The sequence below is a fragment of the Bacillus sp. FSL R5-0431 genome (assembly GCF_038002985.1).
Taxonomy (GTDB): domain Bacteria; phylum Bacillota; class Bacilli; order Bacillales; family Bacillaceae; genus Bacillus.
In genome coordinates this window covers 337,750-354,883 of record NZ_JBBOOG010000001.1, presented here as the reverse complement: position 1 = coordinate 354,883, position 17,134 = coordinate 337,750, and the positions used below count along the sequence as shown (strand labels likewise).

Here is a 17,134-nt window from a genome sequence, read left to right as displayed (position 1 = left end):
CATTTTGATTCGGTAACCTGCCGACCATAGTAAAAAAGCAACATTTACCTTAGGACATGGCTTTGCGTCTCTACGTTTCCATAGATTTGCCTTTTTCTTCTTTTCTTTTTAAATATTTTCTATTTACGTCCACTTTATATGAAATTATTGTTTTTTTCACCGAAAAATGGGTGTAAAGATTCATGCGTTATACCGAATGAATCACATGATAATTTACGATATTTACCGAAAATAACTAATAATAGTTGCGTTCAACCGAAAATAATCGACTAAATACCGCAAAAACTTCATGTTTCCCCTTAAAATTTGCAAATATGACCGAAAATGCAGGATAGAGGTCTCCTTTCACTCTCCAAAATTTCTTAAATCTTAAGAACTATATTCCCTGAAAAATTGAAAATATTTACCGTAAAAACAACACAAAAAGAGCTGCCATTTCAAATGACAGCTCCCTTGTTTCTTCATTATATTTACATCACCTTAGACAGGCCAATCGTTTTCTCAATGATGAGCAACGCAATGATAGAAATGATAATAAATATGACAGATATCGCATTGACACTCGGATCAAAGGTTTGCTCAATGTAATTAAACGTCCTGATGGGAATCGTAATGGTTTGGGGAGAGGAAACGAACAAACTGATCGATATTTCCCCAAATGACGTCACAGCTGAAAACACCCCGCCTGCAATAATTCCTGGCTTAATCAAAGGCAGCGTCACTCGAAAGAATGTGCGAATGGGTCCTGCGCCAAGATTCATTGAAGCTAGCTCAAGCCGCGGGTCCAAATTCGAGACACTGACGCCTACTGTTCGAACCACATAGGGAAAGCCAATAATGACGTGACCTATGACAAGCGCCCACAAAGATCCCGTAAACCCCATAGCCGTAAACAAATAAAGCATGGCAATCCCCAACACTACCTGAGGAATCATAAGTGGTGACAAAATGAAGGCTTGGATGGCCTCCTTTCCCTTAAAGGAAAGCCTCGCTAAAGCATACGAAGCCATCGTGCCTAAAAGAACCGTGAGCGGCGTTACGATGAATAGCAAAATCACACTGATACGCAGAGACTCCATCCATTCTGGATTCGACACGACCTCTTGAAACCAACGAACGGAGAACGAAGTCGGCGGAAATTCAGGAAAGGCATTTGGACTAAAAGCAGATAGGACGATGACAAGAACAGGTATGGTTAAAAAGAGATAAACCAATGACCCAGCAGTCCAAATCAGGATTGAAAGCAAGCGGTCACCTAATGATTTTTTACGCATGCATCCTCGCCTCCCAACGCTTCAATAGATAGCTTAATAAACTGACCACCACAAGCACACAAACCAATAACGTAAAGGACATCGCTGCAGCAAGAGGCAAGTTATACACCTGCATGACCTGCTGATAAATAGACAGCGGCAGCAGAGGCTGCATCCTTCCGCCGACTAACAGCGGGGTGATATAGCTCCCAGCCGCCAGTGAAAAGACAATAATAGCTCCAGTCACCATACCTGGAATGGTCAGTGGAAAGGTCACATGAAAGAAGGTTCGAATACGTCCAGCTCCTAGACTCATAGAAGCCGGTCGTAAATGACGATCCATATCGGTTAAGCTCGTCGCGATAGGCAGCACTGCAAAAGGCAGCATGACCTGAACATAAGCAATAATCACCGCATTCATATTCCACAGCATAGAGAGCGGCTTTTCAATCACATGTAAATCTAATAACATGCCATTGATCAGACCATTTTGCGAAAGAAGGACAATCCATGCAAACGTCCGAATCACAACACTTGTCAAAAGCGGCGAAACAAGTAAGATATAGAAAAATGCCCGCAGACGCGGATGAGGTGCCTTGACGAGCACGTATGCTGCGGGGTATGCCATCAATAAACAAATCACCGTTGTCTGCAAGGCTACCCACACTGTACTTCCAATCGCCTTCACATACGCATCTGTCGTGAACACATGAATATATTGAGAAAAGCTATATGTTTGTAATGTATTCATCATTGAATCCACATCGCGAAAACTGAGGACGAACATCATCACAAGCGGCGCTAGAAGAAATACAACAAGAAACAAACACGCAGGCAGCAGCATGAACCAATGAAATCGCTGATTCTTTTTCTTGATACGCATCACGTATGCACCTTCGAATCTAGGAAAACGATATCTTCAGGCTGCCAATTGATATGAATTGCTTCTCCAGCTTTCGGCAGTTCAGGAAATGCTGCATCAGAAGCATGGACAATCATTTCACCGCTATCGAGCCCCACCACTAAACGTAATGAGTGACCAATATAACTGACATCTGCCAGCACGCCTGATACATGGTTGGGCTGAACGTCTTCCCGCTCAGAAGATATGCTGATTCTTTCTGGACGGAGCATGAGTAAATGATTCCCCTTCTTCTCTTGGTGTGCCGCAGCCTTTAACTCAACATGCTGCCCGTTTGACTGGGTTAAATGAGGAACGATAAATGCAGCTTTAGCTTCATCATATACTGCTTCAAATAGGTTCACCTGTCCGATAAATTCAGCAACAAATCGATTGTTTGGCTGGCGATACACCTCTAAAGGCGTCCCAATCTGCTGGATTCTTCCCTCACCTAAAATCCCAATCCGATCAGAAAGGCTTAATGCTTCCTCTTGGTCATGGGTCACGAGGATGGTTGTAATTCCGACATTCCTTTGAATATTTCGAAGCTCTGTCTGCATATTTTTTCTAAGTTTTGCATCTAGGTTACTGAGCGGTTCATCAAGAAGAAGAACAGACGGCTGAATCGCAAGCGCCCTTGCAATCGCTACCCGCTGCTGCTGTCCACCACTTAATTGATGCGGCATACGTTTCGCAAACGCCTCTAATTGCACAAGAGACAAACATCCCATTACTTTCTCTTTGATTTCTGCCTTCTTTTTCTTTTGAACCTTTAACCCATACGCCACATTATCAAATACGGTCAGATGCGGAAAGAGTGCATAGCTTTGAAAGACCATACCCGTTTTTCTTTGATAAGGCGGTAAAGTCGTCACATCCTGATCACCAATATAGACGACACCTTTTGTTGGCTCTAAAAAACCGCCAATGATGTTTAATAACGTTGATTTTCCGCAGCCGCTAGGGCCAAGAAGGGAGAAAAACTCTCCCTCATTCACCGTAAGACTGACATCGTTAAGAGCAATCTGCTCGCCGAAATGCTGGCTGATATGTTCTAAATGGATTCCACTCATGCGATCACCTATTTTCCTCCGCCTAATACTTCGTTCCATCGATTTGTCCAATTGCCAAGCTCTGAAGTTGCTGTTTCGTAATCTACCCAAGTCAGCTTGCTATAATAATTCTCTCCAACCTTGACCTTCCCCTTAATCTTGTCACCGTATTTCACATCAGAATTCGACATGCCATAATAAGATTTTTCCGAGAAAGCCTCCTGAGCTTCTTTTCCACTTAAATAGTTTAATAGTTTGTAAGCCGCTTCTTCATGCTGACTTCCTTTCGTTAAAGCCCAGCTCGCAACAGCTGCAACAGCGCCTTCTTTCGGATATGAGAAACCAATATCCATTCCTTCTTCTTCAAGTGCAAATACTCGTCCATCCCAATATGGAACTGCTGCCACGTCACCACGTTCTAACAAGGTTTGAATAGACCCTGGATTATCTGGAAAAGCAGCTACATGTCCTTTTAATTGTGAAAGGCTTTTAAAGGCTTTATCAATATCCTTAGGATTTGATTCTGTCCCCCCTTGAGCATGGACAAGCGCAGAGAAAAATTGCAAACCGGCTGAATAAGTCGGAGATGATATCGCCACCTTCCCTTTTAGCTGACTGCTCCATAGGTCTGTCCAGCTGTTTGGTTCCTGCTTCACAAGATCTTTTCGATAAGCAATTCCTAGCTGCCCCATGCTAAAGCCTGCTGCATATTGTTTCCCATCAATAGTGAGCTTCTTTTGGACAGAACGGTAAAGTTTTTTGACATTCGGTGCTTGCTCTTCGTCAATGGGCGCAAGAACGTTTGCTGCAATACCTCTTTGAATCGTATCAGGCTGTAAAATAAGCAGGTCATACGGTGGATTTTTTCCATTGGACGCTTTTAATTTCGTAAACCATTCAGAATCCGCTCCAGAGACGGTTTGGACTTTAATTCCCGTATCTTTTTCAAACTTTTCGAGGATTGGTTTGATATTCTTTTCCCAATCGCCTCCGTATACGCCAACGATCACAGTCTGCTGCTGTTTACCTTGATCCTGTCCATTTCCACCGCAAGCTGTCAGCAGTAGAATCATTGATAGTACACCTGCAAAAATAGTGATTAATCTTCTTTTCATGATTGATTTCCCCCTTTTTGTCCATCCATATGACGAAGTGCTTGAATAATATCTTTCTTTGTTAACGGCTCATTTCTATGACTGAAATGTTGATGAACTGCATGTTTATAATGCGTACGTTCATTAGCTGGGTAAGAACGCAGCTGCACGGCAAGCTCGCTGCTGGCTTCATCCGTCCATACTTTCTCATAAGCTTCTCTGTGTTCTCCGAAATCCCACATGATATCAGCAGGATGATCAACCTTTTCACGAAGCTTATTCGTTTGCTTTTCATCAATCTTCCATTCATTTTGGTCTAGATACACTTTAACGCCATATTGCTGCAGCGCTCTTTCTTCACTTAATAGACCTGCTTCCACTTCCTGAAGGACTTTTTCTTTCTTTCTAGCAAATGGATTTCCCCAGCCGCCTCCACTTGGTGATATTAATTGCACAATATCGCCTTTTTCAAGACGCAGAACATCTATTTTTGGCTGGTCTTGTTTTTCACCTTTTGCTGTGATCAGCTTGACCTCACCAACAGCTCCTGCTCGGCCGCCCATTAACCCCCAAGGCTGAAACTTCATTCGTTCCATTCCTCGTGCGGTCACCATAGATTCAGGCTTGATCATTTCAAATTCCAAACCAATCGCATGTCCACCTCTGTTTTCTCCTGCCCCGCCTGTGTTCGGCAAAAGCTCATATCGGTGAACATGAATATCAATATGCTGTTCTAAACTCTCAATGGGTGTATTTTTCAAAAAGCCAGATGAATGATCAATGCCATCTACTCCATCAGTTCCATTTTGAGCACCGCCGCCTCCGCCTAATGGTTCGACAACAGACATTTTCCTGCCACCTGTTTGATCATCAGGAACAGAGAGAACAACAATAGCAGATTGACCTGCACCTGCTGCCGGCACTGCTTCAGGTAACAGCTTACCAATGGCGCCTAGCACGACATTATACAGCCTCATCGTAATCGAATGCCGAATACCAACAGAGGCCGGGTATTCTGGATGCACCAGCGTCCCTTTAGGTGAAATCACTTCAATCGGATATGTTATTCCGCCATTAATCGGTATAAAGGGATCTTTACTAATAATGTAATTAATCAACCCTTGATATAGGAAGGAATGCTTCTGACCATTGGTGACAAGGTTAAAAGCTGTTTTCACTTGAGGGTCACACTCAGAAAAATCAAGAATCAGCCGCTTTCCTTTCACCGTTAACTTGATTTTCAAACGGATCGGCACATCCGAGATCATATCATCATCTAAATAATCAGCGAATTCACTCGTTCCATTCGGAATGGCTTCAATGACCTTTCCTGCACGAATCTCAGCTTGCTTCAGCAGGTCCATCATTCCTTGTTTCACTTCATTTTTTCCAAATTTGCCAATCATTTCTTTTAACCGAATTTCTGCTGTATTTACTGCAGCAATCATCGCATTGATATCCCCATCATTTAAATGACTGGCTCGGCTGTTGGCTCTTAATAAGGTCCGAACGACATGATTCTCTTTCCCGCCTTCAGAAATTTTCACTGGCGGGATTCTTAATCCTTCTTGATGGACATCTGTTGCTGTCGGTGAAATACTCGAAGGCACAAGTCCGCCCACATCACTCACATGAACAAAAGACCAAGCATAGCTGACAATTTCACCATCTACGAAAATTGGCTTAATGATATGGACATCCGGCAGGTGAGTCGCTAAACCATCTGTCGTATAAGGGTCATTTGTGATGATAATATCTCCCGGCTGCATCGCCCCGCTCTCTTCAATCGCTTTTTTAAGACTCAGCCCTAAAAAGATCGTTACACCCACTGTCTTCGGATAAACAAAGAAATCTCCAGAAGGCGTGGCTAACGCTGTCGCAAAGTCAGCTGATTCTTTGACGAAAGTCGTAAAAGACGTCCGTTCAATGACATGTCCCATGCCAGACGCAATTGCATTAAAATAACTGCGCATCATCTCAAGCTTTGCTGGATCAGTTCTCATGTAAAGCCGCCTCCCTTGAAATCACCAAGTTCCCTGATTGATCAATGCTGCCTGTCCAATTTGGCAGAATCAATGTTGTCGTATCATCCTGCTCAATAATGGCAGGTCCATTGATGACAGAACCTACTGACAAAGTATCTCTGTAATAAATAGCTGCTTCATGGTCTTTTTCTTCTATAAAGATTCGCCTGTATTCATATGGCTTCAAAGATTGTCCGCTGCTTTCATGAACAGGTGTGAAAGGCAGCGGCGGCGTCTCGCCTATGACTCGAACTCGTAAATGAGTAAACTCGATGTTCGCCTGATCATCTCTATGACCATATTGACGCTGATGCAGTTTGTGAAAGGCTTCAATGAGTTGGTGGATATCTTGTTCTTGCTTCAGCCATTCAGCTGATAATGGTAATTCAATCTCAAAGGCTTGTCCTTGATAACGTGCATCTGCCAATAATAGAATGGATGTCTGTTTAATATGCTGAATGTTCTGCCGACTGAACCAATCAGTCGCTTTTCGCGAAAGCATCTCAAAATCTTGTTTTAGTTGATCTATCGAGTAGTCTTGTAAGCATATTTTCTTCGACAGCACCGCATCATGAATAAAATCAGCGGTCAGAGCACCTAATGCACATAATGTTCCTGGACTTGGAGGAACGACCACTTTTTTCGCATGGATTTCTCGAGCAAGGAAATTCGCCACAACCGGTCCTGCTCCGCCAAATGCTAGTAAACTAAAATCTCTTGGGTCAAATCCTTGCTGCTCCATGACATTGCTTAATTCTGTGTACATATTGGCGACAGCTACTTGGATCAGCTGGTCAGCCGCTTCTTCTACCGTTTTGTTGAGCTGGTCAGCAATTGGCTGAAAGGCCTTTTCCGCCGCGGACAGCTGTAGGTGTAAATGTCCTCCGGCAAAACGCTCTTGATTGAGATAACCGCATATGAGGAACGCATCAGTTAAGGCAGCTTTCTTCCCCTTACCATACGAAGCTGGTCCCGGCTGTGAGCCAACTGATTCTGGTCCTGCTTTGAGAAGCCCGCCCTGATCAATCCACGCGACAGAACCTCCGCCTGCCCCTATTGAATACATCGCAACAGATGGAAGAATGATAGGAAAACCTGAAAGCTGATTAGACTGAGCCATTGTAGGCTGCCCCTTTTGAATAATGGAGATATCTGCACTCGTCCCCCCTACATCAAAAGTGATCAGGTTGGATTCGTTTGCAGAGGCTGCGATTCTTGCCGCACCAATGACACCAGCTGCTGGACCAGAAAAAAGTGTTTTAACAGGTGAAGTTGCTGCACTTTCTGCATCCATTAAACCACCATTTGATTGTGTAATGTATGGAGAAATTGGTACACCTTCTTCTTTCAAACGGCTTTTCAATGTTTGTAAATACTGTTTTACCTTTGGTTGAATGTACAAATTGACAACAGACATCACAGTACGCTCGTATTCTCTCATTTGAGGCCATAATTCAGATGAAGTAAGGACTTCTAATTGCGGATAATGGTGTTTGATATAGGCTTTTGCCTGTAATTCATGAACTGGATTTTGATAACTATGTAAAAAAGAAATGACAATACCTGCTAGCCTTTTAGACATGACCTGCTGGACAGCATGATCTAATTGCTGCAGATGGAGAGGTTTTTTGATCGTACCATCGTGTATCAACCTTTCAGAGATTGGGTATACATGCTTTCGTGGTATCAATGGTTCCGGCAAACGAGAATTGAAGTCATAAGGAATGGGTAATCGTAAACGTTGTAGTGATAATATGTCTTGAAAGCCTTCCGTCACAAAAAGGGCTAAATCTGCTCCTTTCCGCTGCAATAATGTATTAAGACCGATTGTCATTCCATGTACGAGATATTGGATTTTAGATAAATCAACACCTCTGTCTTTTAGAAGTTTTAGCCCATTGATAATTCCCTGGGCTGGGTCGTCAGTCACTGTGGGTGTTTTGAGTTCAGTCAACGCCCCTGTTGCTTCATTCATCAGCGATAAATCAGTAAATGTTCCTCCTATGTCTATACCAAGCCGATAAGAGACATCCGCCATTTGTACTCCCCTCCTGCAATGTAAATAGAATCATATTTTGATAAATTACGACATTTTTTGATATTTGACTCCATATTATTAAAGCATATCGGTCTAGTCAATTTTATTTTTTTAAAATTTCTGTGTGTTAAATTCTTGAAATTAGCCCAAAAAGCAGTGATAAAGCCATTTTGATAAAGCATAATCTTTTTTTGACCAGCAAAATTAAAATTTTTATGAAATTTTACAAATATGAAAAGCAAGAAAACGGATAAAAACCGTTTTTCGAACTTTAAAAGGCGTTTTTTCAAAACCAGGAGAAATTGGTAAGTAATTCTGCTATACTTCTGTTTACAAAATACGCAAACAAGAAAGAGAGCTAGCATCTATGAAACTTCTTAAAATCATTCTCTTGCTTTTACTAATCGTCGTTGGTGTAGCAACAGGCTATATTCAACTGGAGCAAAGTAAACAAGAGACGACGAATTCATCTTATGACAAAACCATTCACTTCCCATCAGATCGTTACCCAGAAACCGCGAAGCACATAGAAGAGGCAATTGATGAAGGCCATTCATCCGTATGTACGATTGACCGTAAACATAGCGATGAACAGAGAGACCAATCACTTCATGGCATCCCAACAAAGCGCGGGTATGATCGGGACGAATGGCCGATGGCGATGTGTAAGGAAGGAGGAACAGGAGCTTCTGTCAAATATATCAGTCCTTCAGATAATAGGGGAGCAGGCTCATGGGTCGGTCATCAATTATCCGATGATCCTGACGGCACAAGAATACAATTTATCATCGATTAACGCCATTTCCCTTTTCTATCTAAAAAAATTTTCTCGTAACTGCATAAAGGTATTTCAAACATTTTTTTCATGCCGATAATCCTTAAGGAGGTTTAACCTACCTTATACCTAAAGGAGTCAAAAAGCATGAAAAAAAAGGGAAAACTGAGGCTTGGTGCCAAAATTTTGCTGATCTTTTTAAGTGTCCTCATCATCTTTTCAGCAGTTGTTGGTTATGTGGTGAATCGCGAAATGACAGAAAACATCAAGCACATGGCCACTGAAAAAGCAAAAGGTGATTTAAAGCTAGGCTATGCCTACCTAGATGAAAAAGTGGCAGGCTCGTGGCAGATAAAAGATGGCAAGCTTTATAAAGGGGATACCCAAATCAATGATCATGATACATTGGTTGACCAATTAGCTGAATATACCGATGATACCATCACAATTTTCCAAGGGAATACCCGTGTCGCAACGAATGTCATGTTAAACGGAAAACGAGCTGTCGGTACAGAAGTCTCACCTGAAGTGAAGGCCACTGTATTAGATAAAGGAGAAAACTATTACGGCACAGCAAATGTTGCCGGGAAAGACTATCAAACGGCTTATATGCCGATCAAAAATGAAGCAGGCAAAACGATTGGTATTTTTTATACGGGCGCCAATCAAAGCGTGATTTCACAAATGCTTCAGTCATTCTATATTCAATTTGTCATTGTTCTGTTGTTAAGTTTAATTGTTGCAGTTATCATTATTTCTATTTTCACAAAGCGGTTTCAGTCACGCCTCAAGTGCATAGCTTCTGCCATTAAAAGTGCCGGCGAAGGAAATTTAACCATCAATGTGTCGGATACGGCAGGCGATGAACTGTCTGACCTGGCTGGTCATTTCAATAAGATGCGGGAAAAATTAAATCAAACCATTCTTAATGTCATGAACACATCTGAATTAGTGGCCACCTCATCTGAGCAGCTTTCAGCTAGCGCAGAAGAAACAAGTGCAGCATCAGAAAAAATCACCCACAGTATTCAAGAAGTAGCTCAATCATCAGAAGAACAATCAGCTCAAATGACAACAAGTGAGCACACGATGATTCAAGTATCTAACGAGCTGGCAAACATCACGGAAAATGCGGAACAAATGGCTTCAAGAAGTCAATTTGCACAAGAAATGGCCCTAAAAGGTGTACAGAATATTGGGGAAGTAAACTCACAAATGACATCTATTGCAAGATCAATAGAGGAAAATGGGACAGCCATTCAAGCATTAGAAACACGTTCAGCTGAAATTGATCATATTTCCAATGTTATTACAGACATCGCTAATCAGACAAACCTGCTTGCTCTTAACGCAGCAATTGAAGCAGCACGAGCAGGCGAGCATGGAAAAGGTTTTGCGGTTGTCGCAGACGAAGTGAGAAAGCTCGCTGAAGAATCTCAAGCATCATCAAATATGATTTCCCATCTCATTTCTGAAATCCAAAAAGAGATGACTCATTCGACGAATGCCATCAAACGAGTAAAAGAGGAAGCGGCTCAAGGGACTGTACTTATTTCTCATACAGAAGAATCATTTATTGATATTCAACAGTCAATGAGAGAAATGGCAGATGGCATCAAGCATTTATCTAGTGCATCACAAAAAATCGCAGCTTATACAAACGATGCGAAACAATCCTTTGCCACTATCACAGAAGGCGTTAAACTAACGAGTGAACATTCACAGCAAGTAGCCGGTTTAACAGAAGAACAATTTGCCGCAATGGAAGAAGTAACAGCATCATCAGAAGCTCTTGCCCATTTAGCAGGAGATTTAAAAGCAATGGTTTCGCAATTTCACATCTAGATTCCTCAAATAGAAGCGCAAGACGGCGACAATCGTCTTGCTGCCTAACATTCTCTTCAAGAATCATTCTTTCAACCATTCACATTCCAACGAAAATCTATGTATAAAGGAGTTTTTTAAATGAATAAGTTAAACCAAGCCTATTCCCTATCTATCTCTTATCACCAAATCACCGTATACACCGGAAGCAAAACACCACCTGTGATTGATTGGTCAGATGATGACATTCTTCAAGGATTCGCCATGGGAGATCAGGGTGTGTCCTTTGAAGGGGTCAACAACGGAAAAGCATCTATTACTGTAACTTTAAATAGCGATATGCCCCCAGCCTCGGCTGACAGAACAGTTACAGTGCCTTTTACGCATGCAAGCGATCAAGTTTATATCACAAGCGTCATGGCTCAGGTGCTGTCTTTCCCTATTCCAAAGGGAGACTATCAGCTCACCTGCTATACCTCACAGCAGCCTGATCAAGACCTTTATCTTATAAATTTCCAAACTGTGTAGATCACGACTGATCGTACAAATCAAGCCACTTTTCCGCAAAGTCTACTGATTCTCTCACCGGCAATAAATATGAACTGGCAAGTCCGATTTGACCGTGATCATGAGTGCCTCCTGATTGCAGAAAATCACGACCGATCTGCTCAAATAGTTCTTCTCTTGTGATAATATCTTGGTACTCTTTCCATACCCTCCAACCATTTTCTAAGATGGGAGCTCCTCTTGTCATGAGGTCTTGCTGAGGGATGCGATATTCAGCGAGATGGAAAGCTGTCAGGCTCTCAAATGACGTACCAATCAGCAGCACCTGAGCCTGAAGATCATACATGCGGGCTAGAGGCGAATGTTCTCCTAATCCAAAAGAAAGTGCGTGGTGTTTCAGAAGCTCATGTTTCCTTTTGCCCCAGGCTGTGAATGAAAAATGAGGATGATTGCTTCTCGCCACGCCTGGATATTTCCAAAACGTTTCCGCTACCTTTCCCATTGCTGTTGGTGTCGTGTATGCTGGATCAAATGCAGGCATCGTCTCTTTGATCGATTTCCACCACGAAAAAGGAACAGGCGGATCGATCCAATCAGCGGGATCAGAAAGCTCTAACGTTTGTGCCGGCATGATCAGTGTCCCCTCTTCTGATAAGGTTTCCATCAATGCTTGTATGAGGGCAACAGCGCCTCCGTTTACCCAGCCGATAGATGATAAAGATGAGTGAACACATAAAATCATGCCTTTTTTCACACCAAGTTGAACCAAGTCTGCTTTGATTCTTTCCTTTGTCATCGGTTCAGCTTGATTTTTGATTAATTTTTTCATCGTTCCTTTTCCTCCTGCGTCTCTTCTATTACTGATGAATGAGACGTTTAACCGCAATAGACAGTTTATAATTTGCGTAATTAGTCAGCTCCGTTAAAAACAGATCCAGTTCATCATGACTGGAAAAATGGCCTTCAGCCATATAACAGCCCTCACCACTTATTTTAAATAAGTTCTTGATCTCTTCCTGTTGGTCGAGAAACGACAGAAGTGGTTCGTGATGATGACTGCGGGTATAGAGCTGCATAAATGTTTGGATGGTCTTTTGAGTCCGCCAGTCAATCGAAATGGTATATGCTTCAATCACACCCTCTTCTTCAAGCTTTAACACACGATTTGCAACAGCTTGACCGGTTAAATGAACTTTTTCACCTAGTGCTTTCATGGTCAATCGACTGTTTTTAGAGAGCTCTTTTAATATATCCATATCGGTTTGGTCTAACATTGGCTCACCTCTTTCAAAAATCAAGTCCTTCTGCTGAAAGACTTTCATTACCCTCTGTCATATGGAACTCTTTTAATATACTGTAAACTTAATCAGAAAAAAAGGAGGCCTTTTCATGAAAATCACGCTCATTCGGAATGCTACTTTATACCTTCAATATGGTCAGGCAACTTTCTTCATTGATCCCTTTTTAGCAGCAAAAGGAACATATCCACCGTTTCCTCATACAGCCAATCAACATTTGAACAATCCCATTGTTGATCTGCCTGTAAACATTGATTTAGACAACATGCTTCACCCAGATGCTGTCTTACTCACTCATTTGCACGTGGATCACTTTGATGACGAGGCAAAACAGAAATTAGCTCAAGACCAGCCCATTTATACGCAATCGGAGAATGACAAAAAAGAAGTTGAAGAAGCCGGTTTCCAGCATGTCACATGCATTGAAGACGAAATAGATATTTGCGGTGTTCATATTAAGCGGACAGGTGGACAGCATGGGACAGGAGAAACAGCGAAGCGGATGGGACAGGTCAGCGGTTTTGTTTTCTCTCACCCTGATGAACCTACCCTTTACATTGCAGGTGATACCATTTGGTGTGATGAGCCGAAGGAGGTTGTCAATACATGCAAGCCAGATGTCATTGTGGTTAATAGCGGAGCTGCTCAATTTTTAGAAGGCGATCCGATTACCATGACAAAGGAAGACATTTTAGACGTTCACCGTTCTCAGCCAAAAGCACAAATTGTCGCTTGTCACCTTGAGGCAGTGAACCATTGCTTGCTAACAAGAGCTTCTTTACAAGCTTACATTCAGGAGCATCAAGCAGAACAAGCCATTTTTGTCCCTAAAGATGGTGAAAGCCTCACCTTCTGAATAGATTCATAAACAATAAAAAAACCGGCACCTCGCTGCCGGTTTCAATCATTATGGTCGATGGTGCTGTGGTTTTTTCAGCAATGGAACGAATCCGTTATTTTCCAAATGATTGTAATGTTCATCCATTCGTTTGGTAATATGTGTACCTTGTTCCTTTGTTAACACACCATATTGAACGTATTTCTCAATCACTTCTTTTCGTTTAGAAAGAATTTGCTGCTCAAGCATTTCAATTTGTTTTTGTTGTTCTGTCGTTAATTTTACTTGATGCGTTACTGGACGCTTTTCCATTTGGGGTGTTTCACCATGAGCTGTTTCCATATAAAAACCAGGCAACAGCATCATCCATAATATGATAAAGCCACTTACTTTTTTCATCATTGTTATTCCCTCCTTTATTCGCAATTATTTTGTACGCACCTTCCTTTTTTATACATTATTTCACCAAGCAAATTGCACATAATATTCTTACTTTTTCGCTTTTCTTCTGAAAACGTTGTCCTAACAGAAAAAGCGTGCTATGTTTTGTTTTGTATAAAAAATAGAGGAGGATTCTTAAATGAGTCGTTTTTATCATAGAAAATCGATATGGTTGATGCTTGTTGTGTCTGCTTTCATACTTGTCATGTCTGCTTGCAGTCAATCAAGCTCTTCTCAGTCTGGAGATTCAAAGTGGGATGAGATTCAAAAGAAAGGGAAAATCGTGGTTGCTACTTCAGGCACCCTTTATCCAACGTCATATCATGATACATCTAATGGCAAGGATCAATTGACTGGTTATGAAGTGGAAGTGGTCAAAGAAGCGTTTAAACGCCTTGATGTGAAAGTAGAATTTAAAGAAATGGGCTATGATGGCATGCTGAGCGCCATTAATTCTGGTCAAGTGGATGCCGCTGCAAACGACATTGACATCACAGATGACAGAAAAGATAAGTTTGCCTTTTCAACTCCTTATAAATATTCCTATGGCACGGCGATCGTACGAAAAGATGATTTGTCTGGCATTAAGACGTTAAAAGATTTAAAAGGAAAGAAAGCAGCTGGAGCTGCCACAACGATTTACATGGATGTCGCTCGCAAGTACGGTGCGAAGGAAGTCATTTATGATAATGCGACAAACGAGCAATACTTAAAGGATGTCGCTAATGGTCGTACAGATGTCATTCTAAATGATTATTACTTGCAGACACTAGCTCTTGCTGCATTCCCGAAATTAAATATTACGATTCACCCTGACTTAAAATACATGCCAAACGAACAAGGTTTTGTGATGAAGAAAGACAACACAGAGCTTCAAAAAGAATTAAATCGTGTCTTAAAAGACATGAAAAAAGACGGAACCATGAAAAAGATTTCCGAAAAATTCTTTCATCATGCAGACGTCTCAAAGAAAATAGATGCTGATGTCGAAGATGTCGACATTTCTAAATAAGGAGCCGCAATCGTGGGAGATATTCATTTAGAATATATATTTAATCCTGCACTGGCAAAGTCGTCATTTCCATTTGTCATGAAAGGCATCTGGCTGACGCTGCTCATTTCCTTTGTGAGCATGTTTTTTGGTACAATTCTTGGCTTTTTTATTGCGCTTGCCAGAATGGCGAACTCGTGGATGCTTCGCCTTCCTGCACGGTTGTATATCTCATTCATGCGAGGCGTGCCCATTCTGGTGATTTTGTTTATTCTTTATTTTGGATTCCCTTATATCGGGATTGAGTTTACAGCGGTCACCGCTGCCATTATTGGGTTCAGCTTCAATAGCGCTGCCTATATTGCAGAAATCAATCGGGCGGCCCTCTCCTCTGTTCCGAGTGGACAGGTGGAAGCTGCCAAGTCACTAGGCCTCAGCTATTGGCAAACGATGCGCGGTGTCATTTTACCTCAATCTGTCCGCATCGCACTTCCGCCATTGACCAATGTCATGCTCGATTTAATCAAAGCCTCCTCACTGGCTGCGATGATTACTGTACCCGAGCTCTTCCAGCAAGCAAAAATTGTAGGTGGACGCGAATTCGATTATATGACCATGTATATTTTGGTCGCACTCATTTACTGGGGCATTTGCAGCGTAGTCTCATTGCTTCAAGACTTTTTAGAAAAGCGCTATGCGAAATATCTGTAATAAAAGAGAGCAGATCTCATGGATCTGCTCTCCTTTGTATTTAGCTTTAATGTATCAGCCATAACCACACATATAACCCTAGTAAAGTAAGGATCAAGGTTGGGATGGTCAGGATGATTCCGGCTTTCATGTATGCACCCCAAGAAATATGGACGCCCTTTTTCTTGAGAACATGAAGCCACAGCAATGTCGCCAATGAGCCGATAGGGGTCATTTTCGGACCAAGGTTGGAGCCGATGACATTGGCATAAATCAGTCCGTCTCTCATGACGCCTGCTGTATCTGTATGACCGATCGCAATCGCATCGATTAACACAGTGGGCAGATTGTTCATGACAGAGGACAGCACTGCAGCAAGCACGCCCATAAACATCGTTCCCGCAAGCAAGCCATGCGATGCGCCTTGTTCGATCCATGCCGCCAATATTTCTGTGAGACCGACATTCTTCAGTCCATATACGACGACATACATGCCAATTGAGAAAAAGACTATGGACCACGGTGCTTCTTTTATGACGCGTTTTGTCGCCACTTGCGGACTTCTTCTCGCCAGCCACAAGAAGACAAGGGCAATACCGCCCACAATGATGGAGACCGGAACCCCAATGAGTTCCCCTGCAAAATAACCGACAAGCAGACAGCCGAGCACATACCAAGACAACCGGAACATGCGGATATCTCGAATAGCTGATGCCGGCTCTTTCGCTTGTGACAGATCGTATGTTTTTGGGATGAGCTTCCGGTAAAACACATAAAGCACTAGCATGCTCGCTCCAAGCGACACAAGGTTTGGCACGAACATGTTTGCTGTATATTCTAGAAATCCAATATGAAAATAGTCGGCTGATACGATATTAACCAAGTTACTAATCACAAATGGCAAGGAGGTTGTATCTGCAATAAAGCCGCTCGCCATCACAAAAGGCAGGATCATCCGCTCATCCAGCTTTAACGCTCTCACCACAGACAAGACGATCGGGGTCAAAATCAGTGCCGCTCCATCGTTCGCAAAAAAAGCAGCCACGACAGCGCCGAGCAATGTTAAATAAATAAACATGCGGACACCGTTCCCTCTTGCGGCTTTTGCCATATGCAGTGCAGCCCATTCGAAAAACCCAATTTCATCTAAAATTAACGAAATAATAATGATGCCAATAAACGCAAATGTCGCGTTCCATACTATATGCGTCACTTCCCACACATCGCCCAGATGAACGACACCAAAGACAAGTGCAAGAATGGCGCCTCCACATGCTGACCATCCAATGGTTAAACGTCCTGGCTGCCAAATGACAAGGACGAGGGTCAGGATAAAAATCAAAATGGCCAAGGTGACTGCTCCCAAAGGTGGCCCCCCTTTCATAAAATCCTTACCTATCATACAACG

Annotated in this window: 16 protein-coding genes and 1 riboswitch; of the genes, 6 read left to right on the top strand and 10 right to left on the bottom strand. The window is 42.3% G+C overall.

Translation table 11 applies throughout. The features are described from left to right. Positions 1–8: 8 nt before the first annotated feature. Positions 9–101, bottom strand: a riboswitch (cyclic di-GMP riboswitch). 369 nt (positions 102–470) lie between these two features. The 6 genes from MKZ03_RS01915 to MKZ03_RS01890 are packed head-to-tail and all read right to left on the bottom strand — an operon-like array spanning position 471 to position 8,362. Beyond that, complete coding sequence (locus MKZ03_RS01915) at positions 471–1,274, bottom strand: ABC transporter permease (protein ID WP_106031578.1); 804 nt, start codon at positions 1,272–1,274, stop codon at positions 471–473. Then, entirely contained in the window at positions 1,267–2,136 is an 870-nt protein-coding gene (locus MKZ03_RS01910; RefSeq protein ID WP_060595513.1) for an ABC transporter permease, read from the bottom strand. Before MKZ03_RS01910 ends, MKZ03_RS01915 begins: the two co-directional genes overlap by 8 nt. Continuing rightward, positions 2,136–3,227 carry an ABC transporter ATP-binding protein gene (locus tag MKZ03_RS01905; protein WP_341030740.1) on the bottom strand — a complete coding sequence of 364 codons (1,092 nt, stop codon included), beginning with the start codon at positions 3,225–3,227 and terminating at the stop codon, positions 2,136–2,138. Before MKZ03_RS01905 ends, MKZ03_RS01910 begins: the two co-directional genes overlap by 1 nt. Before the next feature lie 8 nt (positions 3,228–3,235). Beyond that, positions 3,236–4,321, bottom strand: coding sequence for an ABC transporter substrate-binding protein (locus tag MKZ03_RS01900; RefSeq protein ID WP_034664150.1), 1,086 nt, complete (start codon positions 4,319–4,321; stop codon positions 3,236–3,238). Beyond that, positions 4,318–6,303, bottom strand: a complete 1,986-nt coding sequence (locus tag MKZ03_RS01895) for a hydantoinase B/oxoprolinase family protein (RefSeq protein ID WP_341030739.1) — start codon at positions 6,301–6,303, stop codon at positions 4,318–4,320. Before MKZ03_RS01895 ends, MKZ03_RS01900 begins: the two co-directional genes overlap by 4 nt. Continuing rightward, positions 6,293–8,362: a hydantoinase/oxoprolinase family protein gene (locus MKZ03_RS01890; protein WP_341030737.1), complete on the bottom strand. Its 2,070-nt coding sequence runs from the start codon at positions 8,360–8,362 to the stop codon at positions 6,293–6,295. The genes MKZ03_RS01895 and MKZ03_RS01890 overlap by 11 nt, the downstream gene beginning before the upstream one ends. Positions 8,363–8,729: 367 nt before the next feature. Here MKZ03_RS01890 and MKZ03_RS01885 point away from each other — a divergent pair, with 367 nt between their 5' ends. The 3 genes from MKZ03_RS01885 (at position 8,730) to MKZ03_RS01875 (ending at position 11,489) form a co-directional block, all read left to right on the top strand. After that, complete coding sequence (locus MKZ03_RS01885; protein ID WP_034664156.1) at positions 8,730–9,158, top strand: NucA/NucB deoxyribonuclease domain-containing protein; 429 nt, start codon at positions 8,730–8,732, stop codon at positions 9,156–9,158. Positions 9,159–9,284: 126 nt separating this feature from the next. Beyond that, positions 9,285–10,982 (top strand): methyl-accepting chemotaxis protein, encoded by a 1,698-nt coding sequence (locus tag MKZ03_RS01880; RefSeq protein ID WP_341030735.1) that lies wholly within the window; start codon positions 9,285–9,287, stop codon positions 10,980–10,982. A gap of 120 nt (positions 10,983–11,102) precedes the next feature. Further along, positions 11,103–11,489: a competence protein ComJ gene (locus MKZ03_RS01875; protein ID WP_340974396.1), complete on the top strand. Its 387-nt coding sequence runs from the start codon at positions 11,103–11,105 to the stop codon at positions 11,487–11,489. A gap of 1 nt (position 11,490) precedes the next feature. Here the strand turns inward: MKZ03_RS01875 and MKZ03_RS01870 are convergent, their stop codons facing one another. Together MKZ03_RS01870 and MKZ03_RS01865 are read right to left on the bottom strand one after the other, a co-directional pair. Beyond that, the gene (locus tag MKZ03_RS01870) at positions 11,491–12,297 is read right to left on the bottom strand and encodes an aminoglycoside N(3)-acetyltransferase (RefSeq protein ID WP_307499020.1); all 807 of its coding nucleotides are present in this window, start codon (positions 12,295–12,297) and stop codon (positions 11,491–11,493) included. A 28-nt stretch (positions 12,298–12,325) separates the two neighbouring features. Then, on the bottom strand, positions 12,326–12,742 hold the full coding sequence (locus tag MKZ03_RS01865) for an Lrp/AsnC family transcriptional regulator (protein ID WP_034664465.1): 417 nt from the start codon (positions 12,740–12,742) through the stop codon (positions 12,326–12,328). A 115-nt stretch (positions 12,743–12,857) separates the two neighbouring features. On the opposite strand from MKZ03_RS01865, the gene MKZ03_RS01860 reads away from it, so the two are divergent. Further along, positions 12,858–13,622 (top strand): MBL fold metallo-hydrolase, encoded by a 765-nt coding sequence (locus MKZ03_RS01860; RefSeq protein ID WP_340974395.1) that lies wholly within the window; start codon positions 12,858–12,860, stop codon positions 13,620–13,622. A 51-nt stretch (positions 13,623–13,673) separates the two neighbouring features. Here MKZ03_RS01860 and MKZ03_RS01855 read toward each other — a convergent pair whose 3' ends face one another. Beyond that, the gene (locus MKZ03_RS01855; RefSeq protein ID WP_307500646.1) at positions 13,674–14,003 is read right to left on the bottom strand and encodes a YckD family protein; all 330 of its coding nucleotides are present in this window, start codon (positions 14,001–14,003) and stop codon (positions 13,674–13,676) included. Between the two features lie 181 nt (positions 14,004–14,184). Between MKZ03_RS01855 and MKZ03_RS01850 the strand changes: the two genes are divergently transcribed. Next, entirely contained in the window at positions 14,185–15,057 is an 873-nt protein-coding gene (locus tag MKZ03_RS01850) for a transporter substrate-binding domain-containing protein (protein WP_060595505.1), read from the top strand. 12 nt (positions 15,058–15,069) lie between these two features. Next, entirely contained in the window at positions 15,070–15,747 is a 678-nt protein-coding gene (locus MKZ03_RS01845; RefSeq protein WP_307499018.1) for an amino acid ABC transporter permease, read from the top strand. 46 nt (positions 15,748–15,793) lie between these two features. On the opposite strand, the gene MKZ03_RS01840 is transcribed toward MKZ03_RS01845, so the two are convergent. Next, on the bottom strand, positions 15,794–17,092 hold the full coding sequence (locus MKZ03_RS01840; RefSeq protein WP_334750763.1) for an arsenic transporter: 1,299 nt from the start codon (positions 17,090–17,092) through the stop codon (positions 15,794–15,796). Between the last annotated feature and the right edge of the window lie 42 nt (positions 17,093–17,134).

What these genes read in the sequence shown, in the direction of transcription:
- MKZ03_RS01915 (WP_106031578.1), bottom strand. Translation starts at nt 1,274, where the DNA reads ATGCGTAAAAAATCATTAGGTGACCGCTTGCTTTCAATCCTGATTTGG.
- MKZ03_RS01910 (WP_060595513.1), bottom strand. Translation starts at nt 2,136, where the DNA reads ATGCGTATCAAGAAAAAGAATCAGCGATTTCATTGGTTCATGCTGCTG.
- MKZ03_RS01905 (WP_341030740.1), bottom strand. Translation starts at nt 3,227, where the DNA reads ATGAGTGGAATCCATTTAGAACATATCAGCCAGCATTTCGGCGAGCAG.
- MKZ03_RS01900 (WP_034664150.1), bottom strand. Translation starts at nt 4,321, where the DNA reads ATGAAAAGAAGATTAATCACTATTTTTGCAGGTGTACTATCAATGATT.
- MKZ03_RS01895 (WP_341030739.1), bottom strand. Translation starts at nt 6,303, where the DNA reads ATGAGAACTGATCCAGCAAAGCTTGAGATGATGCGCAGTTATTTTAAT.
- MKZ03_RS01890 (WP_341030737.1), bottom strand. Translation starts at nt 8,362, where the DNA reads ATGGCGGATGTCTCTTATCGGCTTGGTATAGACATAGGAGGAACATTT.
- MKZ03_RS01885 (WP_034664156.1), top strand. Translation starts at nt 8,730, where the DNA reads ATGAAACTTCTTAAAATCATTCTCTTGCTTTTACTAATCGTCGTTGGT.
- MKZ03_RS01880 (WP_341030735.1), top strand. Translation starts at nt 9,285, where the DNA reads ATGAAAAAAAAGGGAAAACTGAGGCTTGGTGCCAAAATTTTGCTGATC.
- MKZ03_RS01875 (WP_340974396.1), top strand. Translation starts at nt 11,103, where the DNA reads ATGAATAAGTTAAACCAAGCCTATTCCCTATCTATCTCTTATCACCAA.
- MKZ03_RS01870 (WP_307499020.1), bottom strand. Translation starts at nt 12,297, where the DNA reads ATGAAAAAATTAATCAAAAATCAAGCTGAACCGATGACAAAGGAAAGA.
- MKZ03_RS01865 (WP_034664465.1), bottom strand. Translation starts at nt 12,742, where the DNA reads ATGTTAGACCAAACCGATATGGATATATTAAAAGAGCTCTCTAAAAAC.
- MKZ03_RS01860 (WP_340974395.1), top strand. Translation starts at nt 12,858, where the DNA reads ATGAAAATCACGCTCATTCGGAATGCTACTTTATACCTTCAATATGGT.
- MKZ03_RS01855 (WP_307500646.1), bottom strand. Translation starts at nt 14,003, where the DNA reads ATGAAAAAAGTAAGTGGCTTTATCATATTATGGATGATGCTGTTGCCT.
- MKZ03_RS01850 (WP_060595505.1), top strand. Translation starts at nt 14,185, where the DNA reads ATGAGTCGTTTTTATCATAGAAAATCGATATGGTTGATGCTTGTTGTG.